Source organism: Ureibacillus thermosphaericus, assembly GCF_012396605.1.
Lineage (GTDB): Bacteria > Bacillota > Bacilli > Bacillales_A > Planococcaceae > Ureibacillus > Ureibacillus thermosphaericus.
Window position 1 is genome coordinate 1 of sequence record NZ_JAAXPW010000029.1, and the last position, 18067, is coordinate 18067.

The following is an 18067-nucleotide window of genomic DNA, read 5'->3' on the forward strand; positions in this document are numbered from 1 at the left end:
GCCGCTCGCTTCCTTCAGATTCCGCGTCACCACGGACACCCTTGCGTTAAGCTAACTGTTACTTCTGCCTTCACAGTTCGGGACTTACACCCTATAGATTACACCCATGCCAGGCGCACTAAAAAAGGAGAATTTGTTTTTTGTTCAAATTCTCCTTTTTAAAAATGTAAACTTATTTTTACTATATAACCGTTTTGGAATCCGTCCATACTGGTTGACGCTTTTCAAAGAAAGCGCGAATTCCTTCTTGAGCATCTGGATGCTTACTATTTAGAGCAATTACTTCTGTAGCATAATTAAGTGCTTGGAAATCTTCCATATTAATTTGCTGATAAAATTGTCGTTTCCCAAGTTCAATGATATTTAAGCTTTGCTTCGTTACTTCTTTTGCTAATTTTTCTGTTTCGATATCTAGTAATTCAGGGGGAACCACTTTATTAACCAACCCATGTTGAAGCGCTTCTTCAGCAGAAATTAAGTTTCCTGTAAACAACATTTCCACTGCTTTTTTCCTTCCAATATTGCGGCTTAAAAATACTGCCGGGGTACTACAAAATAGTCCACTATTTATTCCGGGTGTTGCAAACTTAGCATCTTCACTAGCGATAGCCATATCACTTGCAGCAACTAATTGGCAACCAGCCGCAACCGCTGCTTTTTTTACCTTTGAAATAACAAGTTGCGGCAACTCTCGTATTGTTCGCATAACTGTTTGACATGTTTGGAAAAGTTTGAGTACTTCATTCTCTGTCATCGATTCAATCTCTCGCAAACTATGACCCGCACAAAAAACTTTGTCTGAACCTTCAAAAACTACTACTTTCACCTCACGTGCTTTGGCAATTTGCTTCAAAAGATTGTCCAATTCTTCTAATAATGCCATCGTTAAGGTGTTAAACTCCTGCATATTATCGATGGTAATATAGCCAATCTCCTCTGTTTGGCGGTATTGTAGATACCTCATTTCTCCACCCCTTTTCATTGATATCTTTATTTTGAATCTTCTGATATTTGAGGTCAAGATAAATCAGTTTACTTTTTTCTACAATTTTATTCTGTTACTTAGATTACTATATTGATTAAGCAGAGATGTCCCAGTCCTCGCCTTTTCGCCTCACCACTTCCCCTTTATTCGTGAGTATAAATCGATTACTCCATCAATATCGACAAATGAACCCCTAATCAATTCATGAATATATTACTATTGTATGTATGCCTAATCTTACGTACGTTAGAGTTTATGTGGAGGGAGCGTATTCTATGTCAATGCCTAACATTCCAGACATCTCACCTAAGATTCGTATAGATCGTGAAGATGTCATCAACCTTTTATTAGCTTCTATTGCTTTAGAAGAAATCGGTTTAGCTCACATCATTAATGCAGAAGGTGAAAAAATTCAATTTGCAATTGAAAAGATGAACGAATCATGTTCTCATCTTCCAACTACTGCTGAATTAATCCTGAAAATTAACGACAGTGTTAATCATACTTTAATTACTGCAATCAAGAAGGAACTTTTATTAGATAATAAATTAAAACAAGTAATCGAATTACTGAAGAATAAGCATAGGTGTTATTAATTTTTCAACTTTATTGTAATAAAATCTATGAAATTTGTTTATTGAATTAAGAATTGGGTTTTTCAACGCAAATAGGCTTTTATTCCTTATCTCCTTTTCAAGAAAGAATAGATTATTAACGACTGTATTACCAATGGTCATTAACTATTTAAGGTTCTTAGTTAATGCCATGGTGAGACATTTACATTTTAAAGGAAAGGAGTTATGGAATGTCTCAGCCCAATCTACCAAACATTACCCCCAATATAACCATTAGCAGAGCTGATGTCATAAACTTATTGCTTGCTTCCATTGCAATGGAAGAATTAAGTTTAGCTCATATTCTTAATGCTGAGGGTGAAAAAATCCAATATGCGTTAGGAACAATTCCGGGTATTTCTGGGCTATCACCAGCAGCAACGCTTGATGATCTGTTACAAGTTAATAGCAGTGTTCAGGATACAATCGCAATGTCAATTAAGAAAGAATTATTATTGGACAATAAACTAAAGCAAGTTACAAAGTTAATTTCAACTGAGGGACCTACAGGACCGCCTGGACCTACTGGACCTACTGGACCTCAAGGCGACATTGGACCAACGGGGCCAACAGGACCTCAAGGCGCTACTGGACCTACTGGGCCGACTGGACCTCAAGGCGCTACTGGACCTACTGGGCCGACTGGGCCTCAAGGCGCTACTGGACCTACTGGGCCGACTGGACCTCAAGGCGCTACTGGACCTACTGGGCCGACTGGGCCTCAAGGCGCTACTGGACCTACTGGGCCGACTGGACCGACTGGGCCTACGGGACCTACTGGACCTACGGGACCTCAAGGCGCTACTGGACCTACTGGACCTACGGGACCTCAAGGTGCTACTGGACCTACTGGACCTACGGGACCTCAGGGCGCTACTGGACCTACGGGACCTACGGGAGTATTTGATCCAAATCAGTTCTTATTCTATGTGCAAGGTAATTCAGGTATTGCCACAATCCGTTTAGGTGAAACCTTAACTATTAGATCTGATACATTGGATATTGAAGTTACTGAAGGTTCTGCAATTGTAGATATTAATTTACCTTCAATTCCGACAGGGCCAACAGGACCTACGGGACCTACGGGACCTCAAGGACCGACTGGACCAACTGGGCCTACGGGACCTCAAGGACCGACTGGACCAACTGGGCCTACGGGACCTCAAGGCGCTACTGGACCAACAGGGCCTACTGGACCAACTGGACCTACTGGACCTCAAGGACCGACTGGACCTACTGGACCTACAGGACCTCAGGGCGCTACTGGACCTACTGGACCTCAAGGCGCTACTGGACCTACTGGACCTCAAGGACCGACTGGACCTACTGGACCTACAGGACCTCAGGGCGCTACTGGACCTACTGGACCTCAAGGTGCTACTGGACCTACTGGACCTCAAGGACCGACTGGACCAATTGGGCCTACGGGACCTCAGGGCGCTACTGGACCTACTGGACCTCAAGGACCGACTGGACCGACTGGACCGACTGGGCCTACGGGACCTCAAGGCGCTACTGGACCAACAGGGCCTACTGGACCAACTGGACCTACGGGACCTCAAGGACCGACTGGACCGACTGGACCGACTGGACCTCAGGGCGCTACTGGACCTACTGGGCCTACGGGACCTCAAGGTGATACTGGACCAACTGGACCTACGGGACCTCAAGGTGATACTGGACCAACTGGGCCTACGGGACCTCAAGGACCGACTGGACCGACTGGGCCTACGGGACCTCAAGGTGCTACTGGACCTACGGGACCTCAAGGTGATACTGGACCAACTGGACCTACGGGACCTCAGGGCGCTACTGGACCTACTGGGCCTACGGGACCTCAAGGACCGACTGGACCTACTGGGCCTACGGGACCTCAAGGACCGACTGGACCAACAGGGCCTACTGGACCAACTGGACCTACGGGACCTCAAGGTGCTACTGGACCAACTGGGCCTACGGGACCTCAAGGACCGACTGGACCTACTGGACCTACGGGACCTCAGGGCGCTACTGGACCAACTGGGCCTACGGGACCAATTGGACCGACTGGACCTACTGGGCCTACGGGACCTCAAGGCGCTACTGGACCAACAGGGCCTACTGGACCAACTGGACCTACGGGACCTCAAGGACCAACTGGACCGATTGGACCGATTGGACCTACTGGGCCGACTGGACCGACTGGACCAATTGGACCAACTGGACCGATTGGACCGACTGGGCCGACTGGACCTACGGGACCAATTGGACCGACTGGACCAACTGGACCTACGGGACCGACTGGGCCGACTGGACCGACTGGGCCGACTGGACCTACGGGACCTACGGGACCAACTGGACCTACGGGACCGACTGGACCTACGGGACCGACTGGACCTACGGGACCTACGGGACCGACGGGACCGACGGGACCAACTGGACCAACTGGACCGACTGGACCTACGGGACCAACTGGACCGACTGGACCGACTGGACCGACTGGACCGACTGGACCGACTGGGCCGACTGGACCTACTGGACCAACTGGACCAACTGGACCGACTGGACCTACGGGACCGACGGGACCGACGGGACCGACGGGACCGACGGGACCAACTGGACCTACGGGACCAAACTTTGCAGATGAAGGATTCTCGGCAGTTAGAACAGCAGCTAGTGTATCCACAGGTACTCAGCTTGGCAACTGGAGTGTAGCTCCACCATACTTTAATACAACTAGCTTTGATCCTACTACTGGTGTCTTTACAGTTCCAGCTACTGGAAGATACTCAATCGCAGCAACTATCAGCTATAGTACAACTGCAACTTTAACAGGAATCTTTGGTGGCGACCCAGCATTTGTAGTACGCAATATTACTACCGGCGATGATTTAATCGTAGGACTATTCCCAATTTTAAACATTGAACTTGCATTAGGTGTTGGTTTAAGAGCTATTCTTGGTAATGGAACAGTCACAATAGCAGGAGAAGTAGAACTTACTGCAAATGATAATATAGGTCTATTCTATGTAAATGATGGATTAACAATTAGCATAACCCTTGGCGGTGCTGACGCTCCAATCGTTTGGTCCATCCACCGAATCGCTTAAGCCAATCCATTTAAACTGCAGACTCACTTGAATCATTCAAGTGATCTGCAGTTTTTTTATGAAATCACTCATTCCAACACCAATTTTACTTAATTGAGAAACTAGTGATAGGTACTCACTAATTAATAATTCCATCATCAACGAAATCGTTGAAAATAGGCACAAATCTAACTTCTGTTCAATACACTAGAGAGTGTATGAGAGTACATTACCCCACTTTGTATGGTTAAATTTTTAAGGAGGTCACTTTGAATGTCTTTGCCTACCATTCCGGATATTACTCCTGAGATTACATTAGATCGATGTAAAACCATCAATTTATTGCTTTCTTCAATTGCATTAGAAGAAATTGGACTTTCCCATATTTTGAATGCTGAAGCTGAAAAACTTCAAATGTTTATTAAAAAGTCTCCTTGCGATTTTCATAGCTACTTAAAAATCAACGAAAGTATTAATCAAACATTACGTACTGTTGTGAAATCACAAATCTTACTTCAATTTAAACTTGAAGATGTAGTAACACTAAATCAAAAATCTTGCTGTCATCCACGAAAACATCATAAATGTAAAGAATGCAAGGAAGACAAAGATTGTAAATGTAAACATCATCACTGTAAAGACTCGTTCGATTCTTCATTATGCTATTGCCCAAACAAAAAGAAAAAGGATTGTCATTGTTCAAAGTGTAAATCCGAAAAAAAATACGATCATTAATCGATATGCATTTTACGAGGGGGGTGAACAATGCAAGAAAATCATCAAGTTGAGTTGTTACAATCTTCACTAAACTTTTCAACATTCATTTATTCTTTTGCCCAATTCCTAATAAACTATTTTGAACGTCGCAATCAAACTCAAGAACTATCGGAAGAAGAACTACTTCAAAGTGAAACACAAGTAATCCAATCATTAGTATTAATTGAAAAATTACACATGCTGCTCTTTCTTCACTTTTATATTTATCGAACATACTTTTCTTACGAAGTAATAACACCTTCGTTTACGGACTCAAATAGAGAACTATTTGAAAAAATGCAAATGTTATTACAACAATATCCTTTTCTTCTTGAAGAACATCAAATGATTTCAGAAAAAACGATTGCTCAGATTTTGAACTATTATTACATTCGTATTCATGAAGAAACCTATGAAGAATCAAATGATGACGAATCAAATCTCGTAACAATCATTTTGTCACCCTTACCTCCACCTTGGTTGGCAAACAATATGCAAATACCTCGGAAAAAGGAAGTGTAGGTTTATTGTCTTCCCCTTCAATTTCCCTTTGTATGATTGTTAAAGATGAAGCGGATTTTATTGAACAATGTTTAAAAAGTGTTCAAAAGATTGTGCAAGAAATAATTATTGTTGATACTGGTTCAACCGATAAGACAATAGATATATGTAAAAAATATAATGCGACCGTGTTTTCATATGCATGGAATGATCATTTTGCAGAAGCGCGAAACTTCGCCCTATCCAAGGCAACAGGGAATTGGATTTTATGGCTCGATGCAGATGAGGAATTGGAAACTGGCCATGAACAATTGCTAATGGAAGTTTTAAAGAATTCCACTACTACAATGTATTTAATGCCAGTAATGAATTATTACGGTGAATCGTTTCCAGTTGATCGGGAAAAAGCTTTTATATATTATCAACCACGTTTATTTCAAAACCATAAAGGCATCCAATTCTATAATCGGATTCATGAAACCCCTATTTTTCCTAATCCTCATGATTCCAGTTACACAACCGATTATTTAGAGATTCCAATTCATCATTATGGATATATTGACAAATTAACCACCAAGCGTAATAAAGCAGAACGGAATCTACAACTTATTCAAGAGGAGTATAAAAATCCAAACCATAGTCCCTGGATTGAATACCATTTAGCAAATGAATATTATCGTAGAGGAGATTATAATAAAGCTTTTGATTATTTAAATGAATCCATTTTTCGTTTTTTACTAAACGGAATTAAGCCTCCATCTATTCTCTACCGTTTAAAATATGGGATTCTCGTTGATACAAATAGTTTGGATAATGCATTAGAAGGAATAGAAAAAGCCATTGCTTTATATCCTGATTATGTAGATTTACATTTTTTAAGAGGATTAATATTTTATCAAACCAACAATTATGAAGAGGCTTTAGCATGTTTTGAAAAATGTCTCGAGCTTGGGGAACATAACTCTAAATATTTAATATTAAAAGGAACTGGAAGCTTTAAAGCAGAACATTATAAACAACTTTGTTTAGAAAAATTAAGACAGTCTCAAAAACAATAAATAAAAAATTTAGGCTGTATCGATTTGATACAGCCTGTTTTATTTTTCATTGTTTTGTTCTTCGAAATACTTCTTGAAAAATTCTTCATTATAAAGCACTGATGGATCATTCGGACGATATTCTTTTGCTTTTTTATTATATTCGACTGCCAATTCTTTATCCCCTTTATGCCAATGACAAACGCAAAGCTGTAAGTATGGATACCAAGTAGAATATGGTTTTTGTACAATACCTTGTATGTTTGATGTGTCTACCATTAAAGCAAACTGATACCACATAATCGCTTTATCGTAGAGTTTTCTTTCTAGATACAAATCACCCATTCGACAAGATACTTCTGGTCTTGGTACATCGTATTGTATCGAACGGATTAACGTCTCGATTTCTTTTTCTATGTTTCCTAAGCTTCTATAACAAAAAGCCATATTAATACATGCACGGATTTTTTCTTCTTCCCAACCATCTTCATGATTTATAAATCTTTCGTAATATTCAATTGCTTTTTCATACTGGCCGTGATCTTTTAATTCATTGCTATAATAAAATAGATCTCTTGGTGTGAATTTTTCTCCTTTTTCTAAAAGTTTTTCATAAATTTTTATATTCCGATCATTCCGTTCTTCCTTTTTTTCTTTCCGATGAGTAATCGCAACATCAGATTGGAGTAATCGCCCTCTAACTTCTAAGTATTCATGAACAGCTCCTTTCCAAACAAAATTTTTCTCTCTTTTGGCTAATCGAAATCTTCTAAAGCTATAGATAGGGTTATTGTACTCATCAAAAGCAAGATGATACACCATTGACACCGCATCAACATCGCTTGTTAATTGTTCTTTTAATTTTTTAAATTTTTGTCGGTCTTCTTCTAACATGACATCATCGGCATCTAGCCAAAATATATAATCCATTGTGGCATGTTTAAAAGAAAAATTTCTCGCTGCTGAAAAATCATCAATCCACTCAAAATCTAATACTTTATCAGTGAATCTTTTTGCAATTTCCTTTGTGTTGTCGGACGAGCCCGTATCAACAATAACGATCTCATCAACAAGGTCTTTTACGCTATTTAAGCAACGCTCTAGTACGTTTTCTTCATTTTTGACGATCATACACAAGCTTATTGTAACCATGCATCAACCCTCCACATTTACAGAATTCATATTAGTATATGAATGAGTAAAATGATGTGAACAGGCTAATTTTTCAATTCTATAGGCATTTGTTACAATTCGTTAGGGGTGATGTGGTAAGTATTTTTTTAGAAAGTCACTTTACAAAAATGCTAACCCTTCTCAATTACCAAAACCGCAATCATAATCACAAAAAAGGACATAGCCCAAAAAAGCTAAGCCCTCTGTATAATTTTATTCCTCATTACACCATTTCTTCCATACTGCTGAAGATATTGCATTCTATATCTATAAATTGGTTAAAATTTTTCGCCCCTCCAACAGCAGAAGGAAGCTTATCTTTCATACGTTCTGGATAAATAGGTTTCGGCTTTACAATCTAAAACTCTTCTTTCCCTTATATCATCAGCTTGATGACAAATTCCTACTCATCAACCATTTCTACTCTTGTTTGACTGAAGATGAATCCTATCGCTCGCATAATGAAAATGGCTGTTTCATCTTCATCTCCTTGAAGCATTGCATTTAACGGACGATATTGAGTCAGAAGTTAAAAAATTAAATCAGTTTTTCAATTAGTTCCCGATTTCGTTTATAGAAGACCTCATTATGCGAAGATACCATGCCAATAGCTTCTGCATCCGGTTGAACAAACACTTTAGCCTTATTTACTGCGTTGATTGCATCTTGAAATGCACCAGCGATCATGTGAACTTTTCCTTCATAATCAACTGCATCCCCCACTGCATAAAGCCCTGGGATGTTCGTTTCACAATATATATTCGCTTTAATGTAGTGCTCATTTGCGAATTCAATCTGTAACGGACTATTTTCAAGTAAAGTTTTTTCTCTTACATATCCATGATTCACAACCACTTCATCTACATTTAAATAAGTAATTTCTCCTGTCTGATTATTCGTTAATTCCACTTTCTCAATGGACATACCATCTTGGCTTGGAATTAATTTAGTGATTTCTGTATAGAAATAACATTCAACCGAGCTGTTCAATAATTGTGATACTTGTGCTTCATGGGCATTCAATTGACCTTTTCTATATGTTAAATAAACTTTTTTCGCAATCGGCTCCAACTCATTGCACCAATCAACTGCTGTATGTCCTCCACCTGAAACGATTACAATCTTATCTTTAAATTTTTTTAAAGATTTAATTGTATAATTTAAATTGGAACTATAAAATTTAGAAGCCCCTTCCACTTCAAGCTTCTGAGGGTTGATTATGCCACCTCCAATTGCTACGATTACCGTTTTTGAAAAATGAGTATGTCCTTTATCTGTTTTTATTTCGAATATACCTTCTTCATTTTTAGAAATTTCCGTTGCTTTTTCTCCTATCACAACAGTTGGATCAAAAGTCGTTGCTTGTTCTATCAATTGTTGAATTAATTTCTCACCTGTAATTGGCGTTAATGCACCAACATCCCAAATTAGTTTTTCAGGATAAACATTTATTTTACCCCCTAAGTAGTTTTGGGATTCAATGATTTTCGTTTTCATTTCTCTTAAACCGCAGTAAAATGCGGAAAATAAACCACTAGGTCCTCCCCCAATAATTGTCACATCATATAAATTGTGTGTTTCCATTATGTATCCTCCTGGGTGAAATTAAAAACGATAATGATTATCAATTTCGTTTAGAATTTTATCACACAAAAATAAACTTTTGAATGGATAATTTAAGAGAAAATGAACAATATTAAAAGGAATTTTCTCCTAATAAATAATCAAACCTTAGTGAGTTCTTGCTTATTTTTTGCATTATTCAATTGTTGATTCCTCTTTTTGTATAATCATTAACTTTTTTTCAACAGGCTACTACCAATAAATTTCCAACATGTCCCTTCATTACAAGTTGTCCGCAATAAAATAGCTGAACCTTTATTGATTCAGCCAATCATCTTTATATTAATAAAATAGATTATTCTTTTCCGTTTTGGTCTCTCTTTGTTAAATAATTAGCTTTATGGAATAAATCCTTTACAATCGCAGCTGCTCCTGCTACTAATATCCCTTGAATCACCGCTTCAATAATAAATCCATAATACCCGATACAAAATGCAATTCCGAGAACAACTTGTACCCAAGGAGTGACCCATGGCGGAACTTTTGGCGTTCGATTCAAAAACAATCCAAGTAGATAAAGTACCGGAATGATAATAACTGACTCAGGATATATATAATTTTCTAATATAATAATATCCATCTTTCATCCCTCTTCTTATTGAAAGTTAATAGAGTAAAACCTATAAAGTATTCCTCTTATCATTTTATGTGTAAGACAAAAAAACGGTTTAGGATGATTCACTACTTACGAACCAGAACATAGAAAAGTTATTAATTCGTTAGAAGGATGAAAGTTTTTGAATCAATTTTTATTAGTCAAAATTATAGGTTTCATTAATATAAATTTCTTCCTACTAGGTTATTACTTTTTCAACTATCTCCACACAAATTCACTCCAGAAAATTTACTGAATTTTTCAATTTTTTAATACTACCACTCATTGTGACATGATTAAACGAAGGTTACAATGAATTTATGAAGGAAAAATGTAAACGATTCTTATGAGAAGATGACTATTTTCTGGTACAAATAAACCATAGCAATTTAAATTGATTTAATGCAATAATACTCATTTAATAATACAGATTATCCAAAATTTTTCATATATTTCCTTAAAGTTAGTCTAATTTGCTGATATAATAGAATTACAATTTATGACATCTATACTCGTTCAAAGTATAGATGCTAAAAAGGGTATTTTTAAATACATACAAAGGGGATTATGCAAGGATATATATCCAGGGGGAGTGAATATGAGTAAATTATTACGTTCAAATGTTGCAAAAAAGGCACTGATGAAAGTTCAAAATGTCGCATCCAAAGTTAGAAGCGTCTGGGACCATGAAAAAACAATTGAAGAACAAATAAATCAAATTCGTACTGTATTGGATCAAGAACTTGCCCGAGATGAATACCTTGTTATCGTTGATGAAAATGGTTTAGGTTATATTCATACGAACCGCTTAAGAGAAGGTTCATCCTTCACCGATGAAGTGGGTTTGGCTGCTGCCAAAACTAATACAGGACTATTGCAAATTTATCCAAGAGATACGGGAGAAATACTTATTGATGCATCTTGCCCACTGTTAACAGATAAGAATGGGAAACGCTTTAATCTGAGAATGGGTAGACTAGTTCAACGACCTTTTATTGGGGCAATATTTGGAAGTTTAATTACTTTGTCCAGTATAGTTCCTGCTATCATTGCTTATTTTTTAAGCAATGATTTATCTATGACAACAAGTGTCCTCATTGGAACAGCAATTGTTACGGTTATTTTTAGTTTAATTTTTTATACTATCATAATGAAAAATTTGCGAGAATGGTATAGCGTTACAAAAAAAATATCCTCTGGCAACTTGAGTGCACAAATTGAAAAGGTAGGTCTTCGCAATGAATTTCACCAAATCGGTTATGAAATCAATAAAATTATTTTAGGGATTCGTGCGATAATTGATGAATTTAAACATGCCGCGGAAACTGTGGAACGAATTAGTAAAGAACAAGAAAAAGAAACACAACGCATTTCGACAACTTTTGAAGAATTATCAGCAGCTGTCCAAACTTTCCGTAGTGGTGCAGAAACACAACGTTACTCAATCACTAACGCCAACGAAATGGTAGAAATGATGATGAATCAAGTACAAGAAATGCAAGAAGAAGTTGAGAAAGCTGTGGTAGGTGCAGATGATGCATTACAAGATGCAAGTAAGGGACAAGAAGCCATTCAAATTGCCCACAGCCAAATGGCAAAAATTCAAAATGAAGTTGCAAACTCTGCAGCGAAAATCCGCAAAATCACTCAAGAAGCAAATGCTGTGAAGGATAAAGTTGCCTCCATTACAAGAATTGCCAAACAGACAAATTTACTTGCACTTAACGCTTCCATTGAAGCTTCTCGGGCTGGTGAAGCGGGGAGCGGTTTTGCAGTTGTCGCGAATGAAGTTCGAAAACTCGCTGAAGGAACGAATGAATTTGCAGAAGAAATTATGACATTATTAGAAAAAACATATAAAGATTTAGAAACTACTGTAGCTCAAGTTGAAGATAATGTGAAGGCTATTCATGAAGGGATGGAAGCCGTTTCTCAAACAGATCAAGTCATAGAACAATTAATTCAAACAACGCTTTCAACAAAAAATTTAGTATTAAATAATAGAAAATTTGTTGATCTTGTTCATGAAGACGGAAATAAACTACAGGAGATTATGCAGCAAGTGAATACAATTGCAGAAGATTTTACAAATATGGTTGTAGCTACAAATGAAAGCGTAGATATTCAAGTGGAAGGCATAAATGCACTCGCTCAAAATGCTACAAAACTAGCGGAAGAAGCTATTCATCTTAGCCGCATAATTAATCGTTTTCATTATTAAAAAATGCCAGGTACATGCCTGGCATTCTTCATTTCCTTGCAATCTATTTAGATTGTTAATTCATTTGTTGTTTTTGAACAAATTCCTTTACTTTATCTTGGATTTCTTCTGCTAATGATGAAAGGGCATTATTTTCTTCCTTTTTTCCTTTAGAACCGTTTTTATTCCCCTTCGATCCTTTTCTTCCTTGTTTTTTGTTCCCTTTTGAACCTTTCTCTCTTTGCTTATCTCCTTTTGATCCGCCGCTTTTGTTCCCTTTTGAGCCTTTGCTTCCTTGTTGTTTATTTCCCTTTGAACCTTTCTCTCTTTGCTTATCTCCTTTTGATCCGCCGCTTTTGTTCCCTTTTGAGCCTTTGCTTCCTTGTTGTTTATTTCCCTTTGAACCTTTCTCTCTTTGCTTATCTCCTTTAGAGTCGTTTTTATTCCCCTTTGAGCCTTTGCTTTTTTGTTTATCTCCTTTAGAACCTCCACTTTTATTTCCTTTTGAACCTTTACTTCCTTTTTTATTTCCTTTGGATCCACCTTTGCTGCCATTCGATTTCTTATTTTTTACCGCGATTGTTGTTTGAATTAACTCTGGGTCTTCAATTGGATTGTTATACATATATTGAATTAAATCATTCTCTTTAGCAATTTCAACTAGTTTCCTAACATCATCAACAATTAAAGTACTAATGATAATCCCCTCCAAACACAATGATTTGTTCTTTATAGTTTATGTAATTTATTTCAAACACTTTAGGTGATTTACCAATATAAAGAGGCATTTTCAGGAGGCATTTGTGTGGAAACTTATTTTATTGAAATATCAAAAAGCGATTTGAAAAAACTATATAAAAATATTTGGACAGAACATTATTTTTTTGCCCAACTAACAATCAATAGCCAAAGTTATGACATTCAAATTAGTTTGAGAGGAAATCAACTTCGAAAACATAAAAAAAAGTCTTATCATATCATATTTGAACATCCCCATCTAATGGACGGTCACCATGAAATCCATTTAAATGCGGAGTTTAATGATCCTTCTTTGATTCGAAATAAATTATCTTTTGATTTCTTTCAAAAAATCGGTGTTCTCTCTCCAAATTCCAACCATATTCAATTGTTCATCAATGGGAAAAGTGAAGGAGTATATCTAGCCATTGAGTCTTTTGATGAGTACTTCTTAAAGAAGAGAAATTTGCCGGATGGTTCAATCTATTATGCTACGAATGATGATGCCAATTTCTCTTTATATACGCCTGAAGGATATATAAAAAAATCATTAATGGATGGTTATACAACAAAATATTCCTTTCAGGAAGAAGAACATCTAATAAAAATGTTAGTCATTATTAACACTTATCCTAAAGATAAATTTAATGAAGAAATAGTGAAAGTATTAGATATTGAAAAATATTTACTGTGGCTTGCTGGGGCAGTTTGCACGCAAAATTTTGATGGATTTATTCATAATTATGCTTTATATCATAATAGTGAAACTCAACTATTTGAAATCTCCCCATGGGATTATGATGGTTCATGGGGAAGGAACTTACACGGAGAGCCCCTTGAACTTGAATATGTACCAATTTGGGGATACAACACATTAACTGCTCGTATATTAGAAAACGAGCATTTTAAACAAAAGTATCGTCGGATTTTAGAAAGCATACTACACAAACAATTTATTCCTTCTGCAATTAAACCCCAAATTGAACAACTGCAAGCTCTAATTCTGCCCTATATCGAAAAAGATCCATATATAAAACATAACGAAAAAATTTTCATGAGTGAAAAAGAATATATTCTACAATTTATTGAAAAGCGTAATCAATTTTTATCGGACCAACTTGAATCACTATTATAAGCATTTCTCCTCCTCTAATTAGGATGAATTCCTTAGCAACTAGAGGAGGAGCATGAATATGAGTGTAATTTTTAATTTCCTACACCTCATCATTTCATTCAGAACGCTATTATAAGATAAGAAGTATCCACAAATATAAACTGAGCAAGCTCACCATGAGTGTAACTGGTATGATTAAAATTGTAACGCTAATATATTTTCCCCAAGTTATTTTAATTCGATGTTTTTTTAGTAAAAACATCCAAAGAAGTGTAGCTAATGTACCGATTGGAGTTAATAATGCACCAATGTCGCTTCCCATAACATTAGCTAGATATGCAACTTGCATTAATAATGGATTCAATTCCATTTCTGTAATCGAAAGTGTTCCAATCATCACGGCAGGCAAATTATTAAAAATATTGGAAAGAGCAGTAGTTAATAATCCCATAATCATTGTTGCATTAAATGTACCTTGTTCAATAAACTCTTTAAAATTTAAAATAATCAATGTGTTTAATCCTACATTTTTCAATCCATATACGAGTACATACATGCTAAAGGCAAAAATTAATATATGCCAAGGAGAATTGATAATTACATCTTTTATTCCGACTCTCATTTTTAACCAACGAATCGTAATTAATATGAATGCTCCAAATAATCCAATCAACTCTAATGGAATACCAAATGGTGAAAGAACAAAAAATGCCCCTCTTGTAATGACGACTACGGCAATGCATATTTTAAATAAATTTTTGTCTAATTCAGATTGAGCTGATGGATCAAGGGGATGAGTAAAGATATTCGACGGTTTATCATTGAAAGTTAGTAATCCTAATTGTTTCGGAATATGGTTTCTAAAAAGTAAATACAATAATAAACTCATTGTTAAAATGCCTATCATCGATGGAATAAACATAATTTTTACGTAGCTATTTAAATCTAAACCAACTATTTTTAATGCGATTAAATTCGAAATATTGCTTACAGCAATCGGCGCACTAGATGCTGTTGCAATCAGCGCCCCAGAAATTAAATAGGGGATATACTGAGGTGGTTTAAGTGCTAAATACTTGATGATGTGGATAATGATAGGAGTTGTTATGAGTATGCTTCCATCATTATTAAATAACATAGTCATAAAAAAACATAACAAATTGGTATATATATAAAGCCTAAGCCCTGAATTATTCGATTTTAATATGATATTTTGAGCAATCCACTTAAAAAAACCAATACTCTCCAATACAATGGACATCATAATAGTAGAAAGTATTGTAAGTGAGGGGCCACTTACAATACTTAGTATACTTTTAAGATCTTCATAGCTTACAAATCCTAGTATGACAATAATCGCAGCCCCTATTGTAATGGGAATCGTTTCATTGATTCCTTTAGGTCTCCATAGCATTATACCTATGGAGATTAAAAAAATGGTTAACATTAATATTGTAGAATAATCTACCATTTAAACAGCCGCCTTAGATTGTTCATAAGTTGATTGATCTGTTTCTATCACTGTTTCTTCTTTTACTGGCGAAGGTGGTTGCAAAAATAATTTATAAAATAAGACACCCACAATTGAGAAGTAAAGGAGCATCATATTCGTTTTCCCTCCTTCTCCTATCAACCTTAATAATAACTTCTCTCCTTTAACTGCAAATACATCTTCTCAGCATGTTTCATGATCGCTCGATATTGGTTTTCGATGTGATACATTCTTTCTGCAAATTTCATTAATGCATAGTACTGATATTTTAAAAGTCGCTTATTATCTTCCATTAACATTTTTACAGGTTCGTGTATGAATTCTGATTCTTCACTGGAAGATGTACACTCAATTGGTTCCATGATTTCTTCAACGATTTCTTCTGCATCATCTATTTGTTGGGCTGCAATTATCTTTCCGGATACTGGTTGAATTTCATACACATCTTCAGATAATTGTTGTATTTCTTCCGACGGTTCTAATAAATTTTTGATTTCGAAATCTTCTTTTTCTGCAATCTTTACAGTATTTTCGATTAAACTCATTTCTGTTTTTTTTAATTCTTGATCTTCATAAAATAATTCAGTTTGTTCCTTCTCTTTACTTGGACTATGCGATTCCATCGTCATATCTTCCCAAGTACATTCTTGTATTGGAGAATTGAATTTTACCTCATGGAAGAATGGTCTTTTTTGGGTTTTTTTGGAGTTTTTGCTTGAAATAGCTAATGTGTTTTCTTGCTGTTTTGTTGGATTGTTTTCGATATTTTGGAGGGTCGCTTCTAGTTTTGATGGTGGTTCTTGGAGGATATTTTTCGATGTTACAGTGATTTGTGCTAACCTTTCGTCTTGGAGGGTTTCTTCATTTTGTGATGGAGATGATTCTTCAAGTTGATTTTCTTGTGTTATTGTCGCCGTTAAATCGTCTATATTCATATCTGATGTTGTATCTTGCTGTTCATCTTCATTTGTCTTTGGAAAAAGCTGTTTTACCTTTTCTTTAATTGCATCTGATATAGCTTTCTTTTGCTCCTCAGTTAGTTGCCCATCCTCTGAAGTCAAATTGGATGTTGGTAAATTAGTCAATGCTGTATTGGCAATTCCATTAGCCTCTAGATTTATAATTTGGTTTTCATCGATTTGTTCATTGAGAATACTTGTAATCTGTGACTTTAAAATATAGTATTGATTCTCTCCGTTAATCAACACGATATAATCTTCATAAACATTGCTGAGCACTCCTGAAAAGCTTTTATTGCCAAAACTATTAACAGTAATCCATTGTAAATACATTGTTTTTAATATTTCTTCCAACTTAAATCTGTTAAGTGAAGTGTTACTAAATCCCTTATTTATGACACTTGATTCTTTTGCGTTTTTCGATAATGCTTTGATTTGGGTGATAGGGAAATATATTACATTTTCGTTGACTTTAACAATTAAATGGTCTTCTTGAACACTTAATAAAGTACCTTGAATGGATTGATTTTCAGCTAAAAATAAGCCAATCTCTAAACCTTCAAGACCTTTTATTGTATCTAACAAAAATTCAGCATTCAACATTAGGGCCTCCTTTTTAATGCAATCCGCACGAAGTCTCCCCTTTTAATTTGTTATTAGTTATTTTCTTCATCTTGCTTTTCAGGTTTCTTTTCTGGTTTTGGTCCATAACTCACATTTCGAATATGGAACATTGCCACGCGGATTACTTCTTCATTTTTTACAATTGTTATAAAATCATCAAATACTTCTTCTAATACACCTTCCACTGACTCAGGTCCACCGCGGTTAATTTTAACCCATTTATGACGTAATTCATTTAATACGGATCTGAAATCCATGAAACTAGCAAATGGATAATCTTCAGGAACTTCAACATTCAACTTCATGCCATTTCTTGAATCTTGAGTAATACTCTTGATATGTTGATATTTGTAAAACACTATTCCATCTTCTTCTGTCAACAATGCGAAATAATCAGATTGAGCAGAAAATACTTTACCAACCCTAGACTCAGGCCCACCGCGATCTACTCTAACCACTTTGTTCAATAAAGAAAGCATTAACTCCCTATTCATTCTTGTTCCTCCCATTATAAAATTCATTATTATTTATACGTGTAAACGTAAAAAGGTAATTAGTTATCCGCCTAAACATCGTTAATTTATTGAG

Annotated in this window: 16 protein-coding genes; 7 read left to right on the top strand and 9 right to left on the bottom strand. The window is 36.3% G+C overall.

Translation table 11 applies throughout. The features are described 5' to 3' along the window. Positions 1–181 precede the first annotated feature (181 nt). Complete coding sequence (locus HF990_RS11145; RefSeq protein ID WP_016839179.1) at positions 182–964, bottom strand: enoyl-CoA hydratase-related protein; 783 nt, start codon at positions 962–964, stop codon at positions 182–184. Between the two features lie 296 nt (positions 965–1260). Here HF990_RS11145 and HF990_RS11150 point away from each other — a divergent pair, with 296 nt between their 5' ends. The 5 genes from HF990_RS11150 to HF990_RS11170 all read left to right on the top strand — a co-directional run bounded on the left by HF990_RS11150 (position 1261) and on the right by HF990_RS11170 (position 6982). Further along, positions 1261–1581, top strand: coding sequence for a hypothetical protein (locus HF990_RS11150; RefSeq protein WP_016839178.1), 321 nt, complete (start codon positions 1261–1263; stop codon positions 1579–1581). A 209-nt stretch (positions 1582–1790) separates the two neighbouring features. Further along, positions 1791–4688: a collagen-like protein gene (locus HF990_RS15145; protein WP_247595884.1), complete on the top strand. Its 2898-nt coding sequence runs from the start codon at positions 1791–1793 to the stop codon at positions 4686–4688. 252 nt (positions 4689–4940) lie between these two features. Then, complete coding sequence (locus tag HF990_RS11160; RefSeq protein ID WP_016839176.1) at positions 4941–5402, top strand: hypothetical protein; 462 nt, start codon at positions 4941–4943, stop codon at positions 5400–5402. 30 nt (positions 5403–5432) lie between these two features. Next, positions 5433–5945, top strand: a complete 513-nt coding sequence (locus HF990_RS11165; protein WP_168412613.1) for a hypothetical protein — start codon at positions 5433–5435, stop codon at positions 5943–5945. 5 nt (positions 5946–5950) lie between these two features. Continuing rightward, positions 5951–6982, top strand: coding sequence for a glycosyltransferase family 2 protein (locus HF990_RS11170; RefSeq protein WP_016839174.1), 1032 nt, complete (start codon positions 5951–5953; stop codon positions 6980–6982). Between the two features lie 39 nt (positions 6983–7021). On the opposite strand, the gene HF990_RS11175 is transcribed toward HF990_RS11170, so the two are convergent. The 3 genes from HF990_RS11175 to HF990_RS11185 form a co-directional block, all read right to left on the bottom strand. Then, positions 7022–8113: a tetratricopeptide repeat-containing glycosyltransferase family 2 protein gene (locus HF990_RS11175; RefSeq protein WP_016839173.1), complete on the bottom strand. Its 1092-nt coding sequence runs from the start codon at positions 8111–8113 to the stop codon at positions 7022–7024. 558 nt (positions 8114–8671) lie between these two features. Next, entirely contained in the window at positions 8672–9718 is a 1047-nt protein-coding gene (locus tag HF990_RS11180) for an NAD(P)/FAD-dependent oxidoreductase (RefSeq protein ID WP_016839172.1), read from the bottom strand. 334 nt (positions 9719–10052) lie between these two features. After that, complete coding sequence (locus HF990_RS11185; protein WP_016839171.1) at positions 10053–10337, bottom strand: phage holin family protein; 285 nt, start codon at positions 10335–10337, stop codon at positions 10053–10055. A 613-nt stretch (positions 10338–10950) separates the two neighbouring features. Here HF990_RS11185 and HF990_RS11190 point away from each other — a divergent pair. Continuing rightward, positions 10951–12573, top strand: a complete 1623-nt coding sequence (locus HF990_RS11190) for a methyl-accepting chemotaxis protein (protein WP_016839170.1) — start codon at positions 10951–10953, stop codon at positions 12571–12573. A 55-nt stretch (positions 12574–12628) separates the two neighbouring features. Here the strand turns inward: HF990_RS11190 and HF990_RS11195 are convergent, their stop codons facing one another. After that, entirely contained in the window at positions 12629–13270 is a 642-nt protein-coding gene (locus HF990_RS11195) for a hypothetical protein (protein WP_168412614.1), read from the bottom strand. Between the two features lie 87 nt (positions 13271–13357). On the opposite strand from HF990_RS11195, the gene HF990_RS11200 reads away from it, so the two are divergent. Continuing rightward, positions 13358–14425, top strand: a complete 1068-nt coding sequence (locus HF990_RS11200) for a CotH kinase family protein (protein ID WP_016839168.1) — start codon at positions 13358–13360, stop codon at positions 14423–14425. A gap of 109 nt (positions 14426–14534) precedes the next feature. Here the strand turns inward: HF990_RS11200 and HF990_RS11205 are convergent, their stop codons facing one another. The 4 genes from HF990_RS11205 to HF990_RS11215 are packed head-to-tail and all read right to left on the bottom strand — an operon-like array spanning position 14535 to position 17973. Further along, complete coding sequence (locus HF990_RS11205; protein ID WP_016839167.1) at positions 14535–15875, bottom strand: ArsB/NhaD family transporter; 1341 nt, start codon at positions 15873–15875, stop codon at positions 14535–14537. Beyond that, positions 15876–16010, bottom strand: coding sequence for a hypothetical protein (locus tag HF990_RS15250; RefSeq protein WP_016839166.1), 135 nt, complete (start codon positions 16008–16010; stop codon positions 15876–15878). Between the two features lie 29 nt (positions 16011–16039). Further along, a complete protein-coding gene (locus HF990_RS11210) occupies positions 16040–17455 on the bottom strand; it encodes a hypothetical protein (protein WP_168412615.1) in 1416 nt (471 codons plus the stop codon). A 56-nt stretch (positions 17456–17511) separates the two neighbouring features. Next, positions 17512–17973 carry a hypothetical protein gene (locus tag HF990_RS11215; RefSeq protein ID WP_016839164.1) on the bottom strand — a complete coding sequence of 154 codons (462 nt, stop codon included), beginning with the start codon at positions 17971–17973 and terminating at the stop codon, positions 17512–17514. Between the last annotated feature and the right edge of the window lie 94 nt (positions 17974–18067).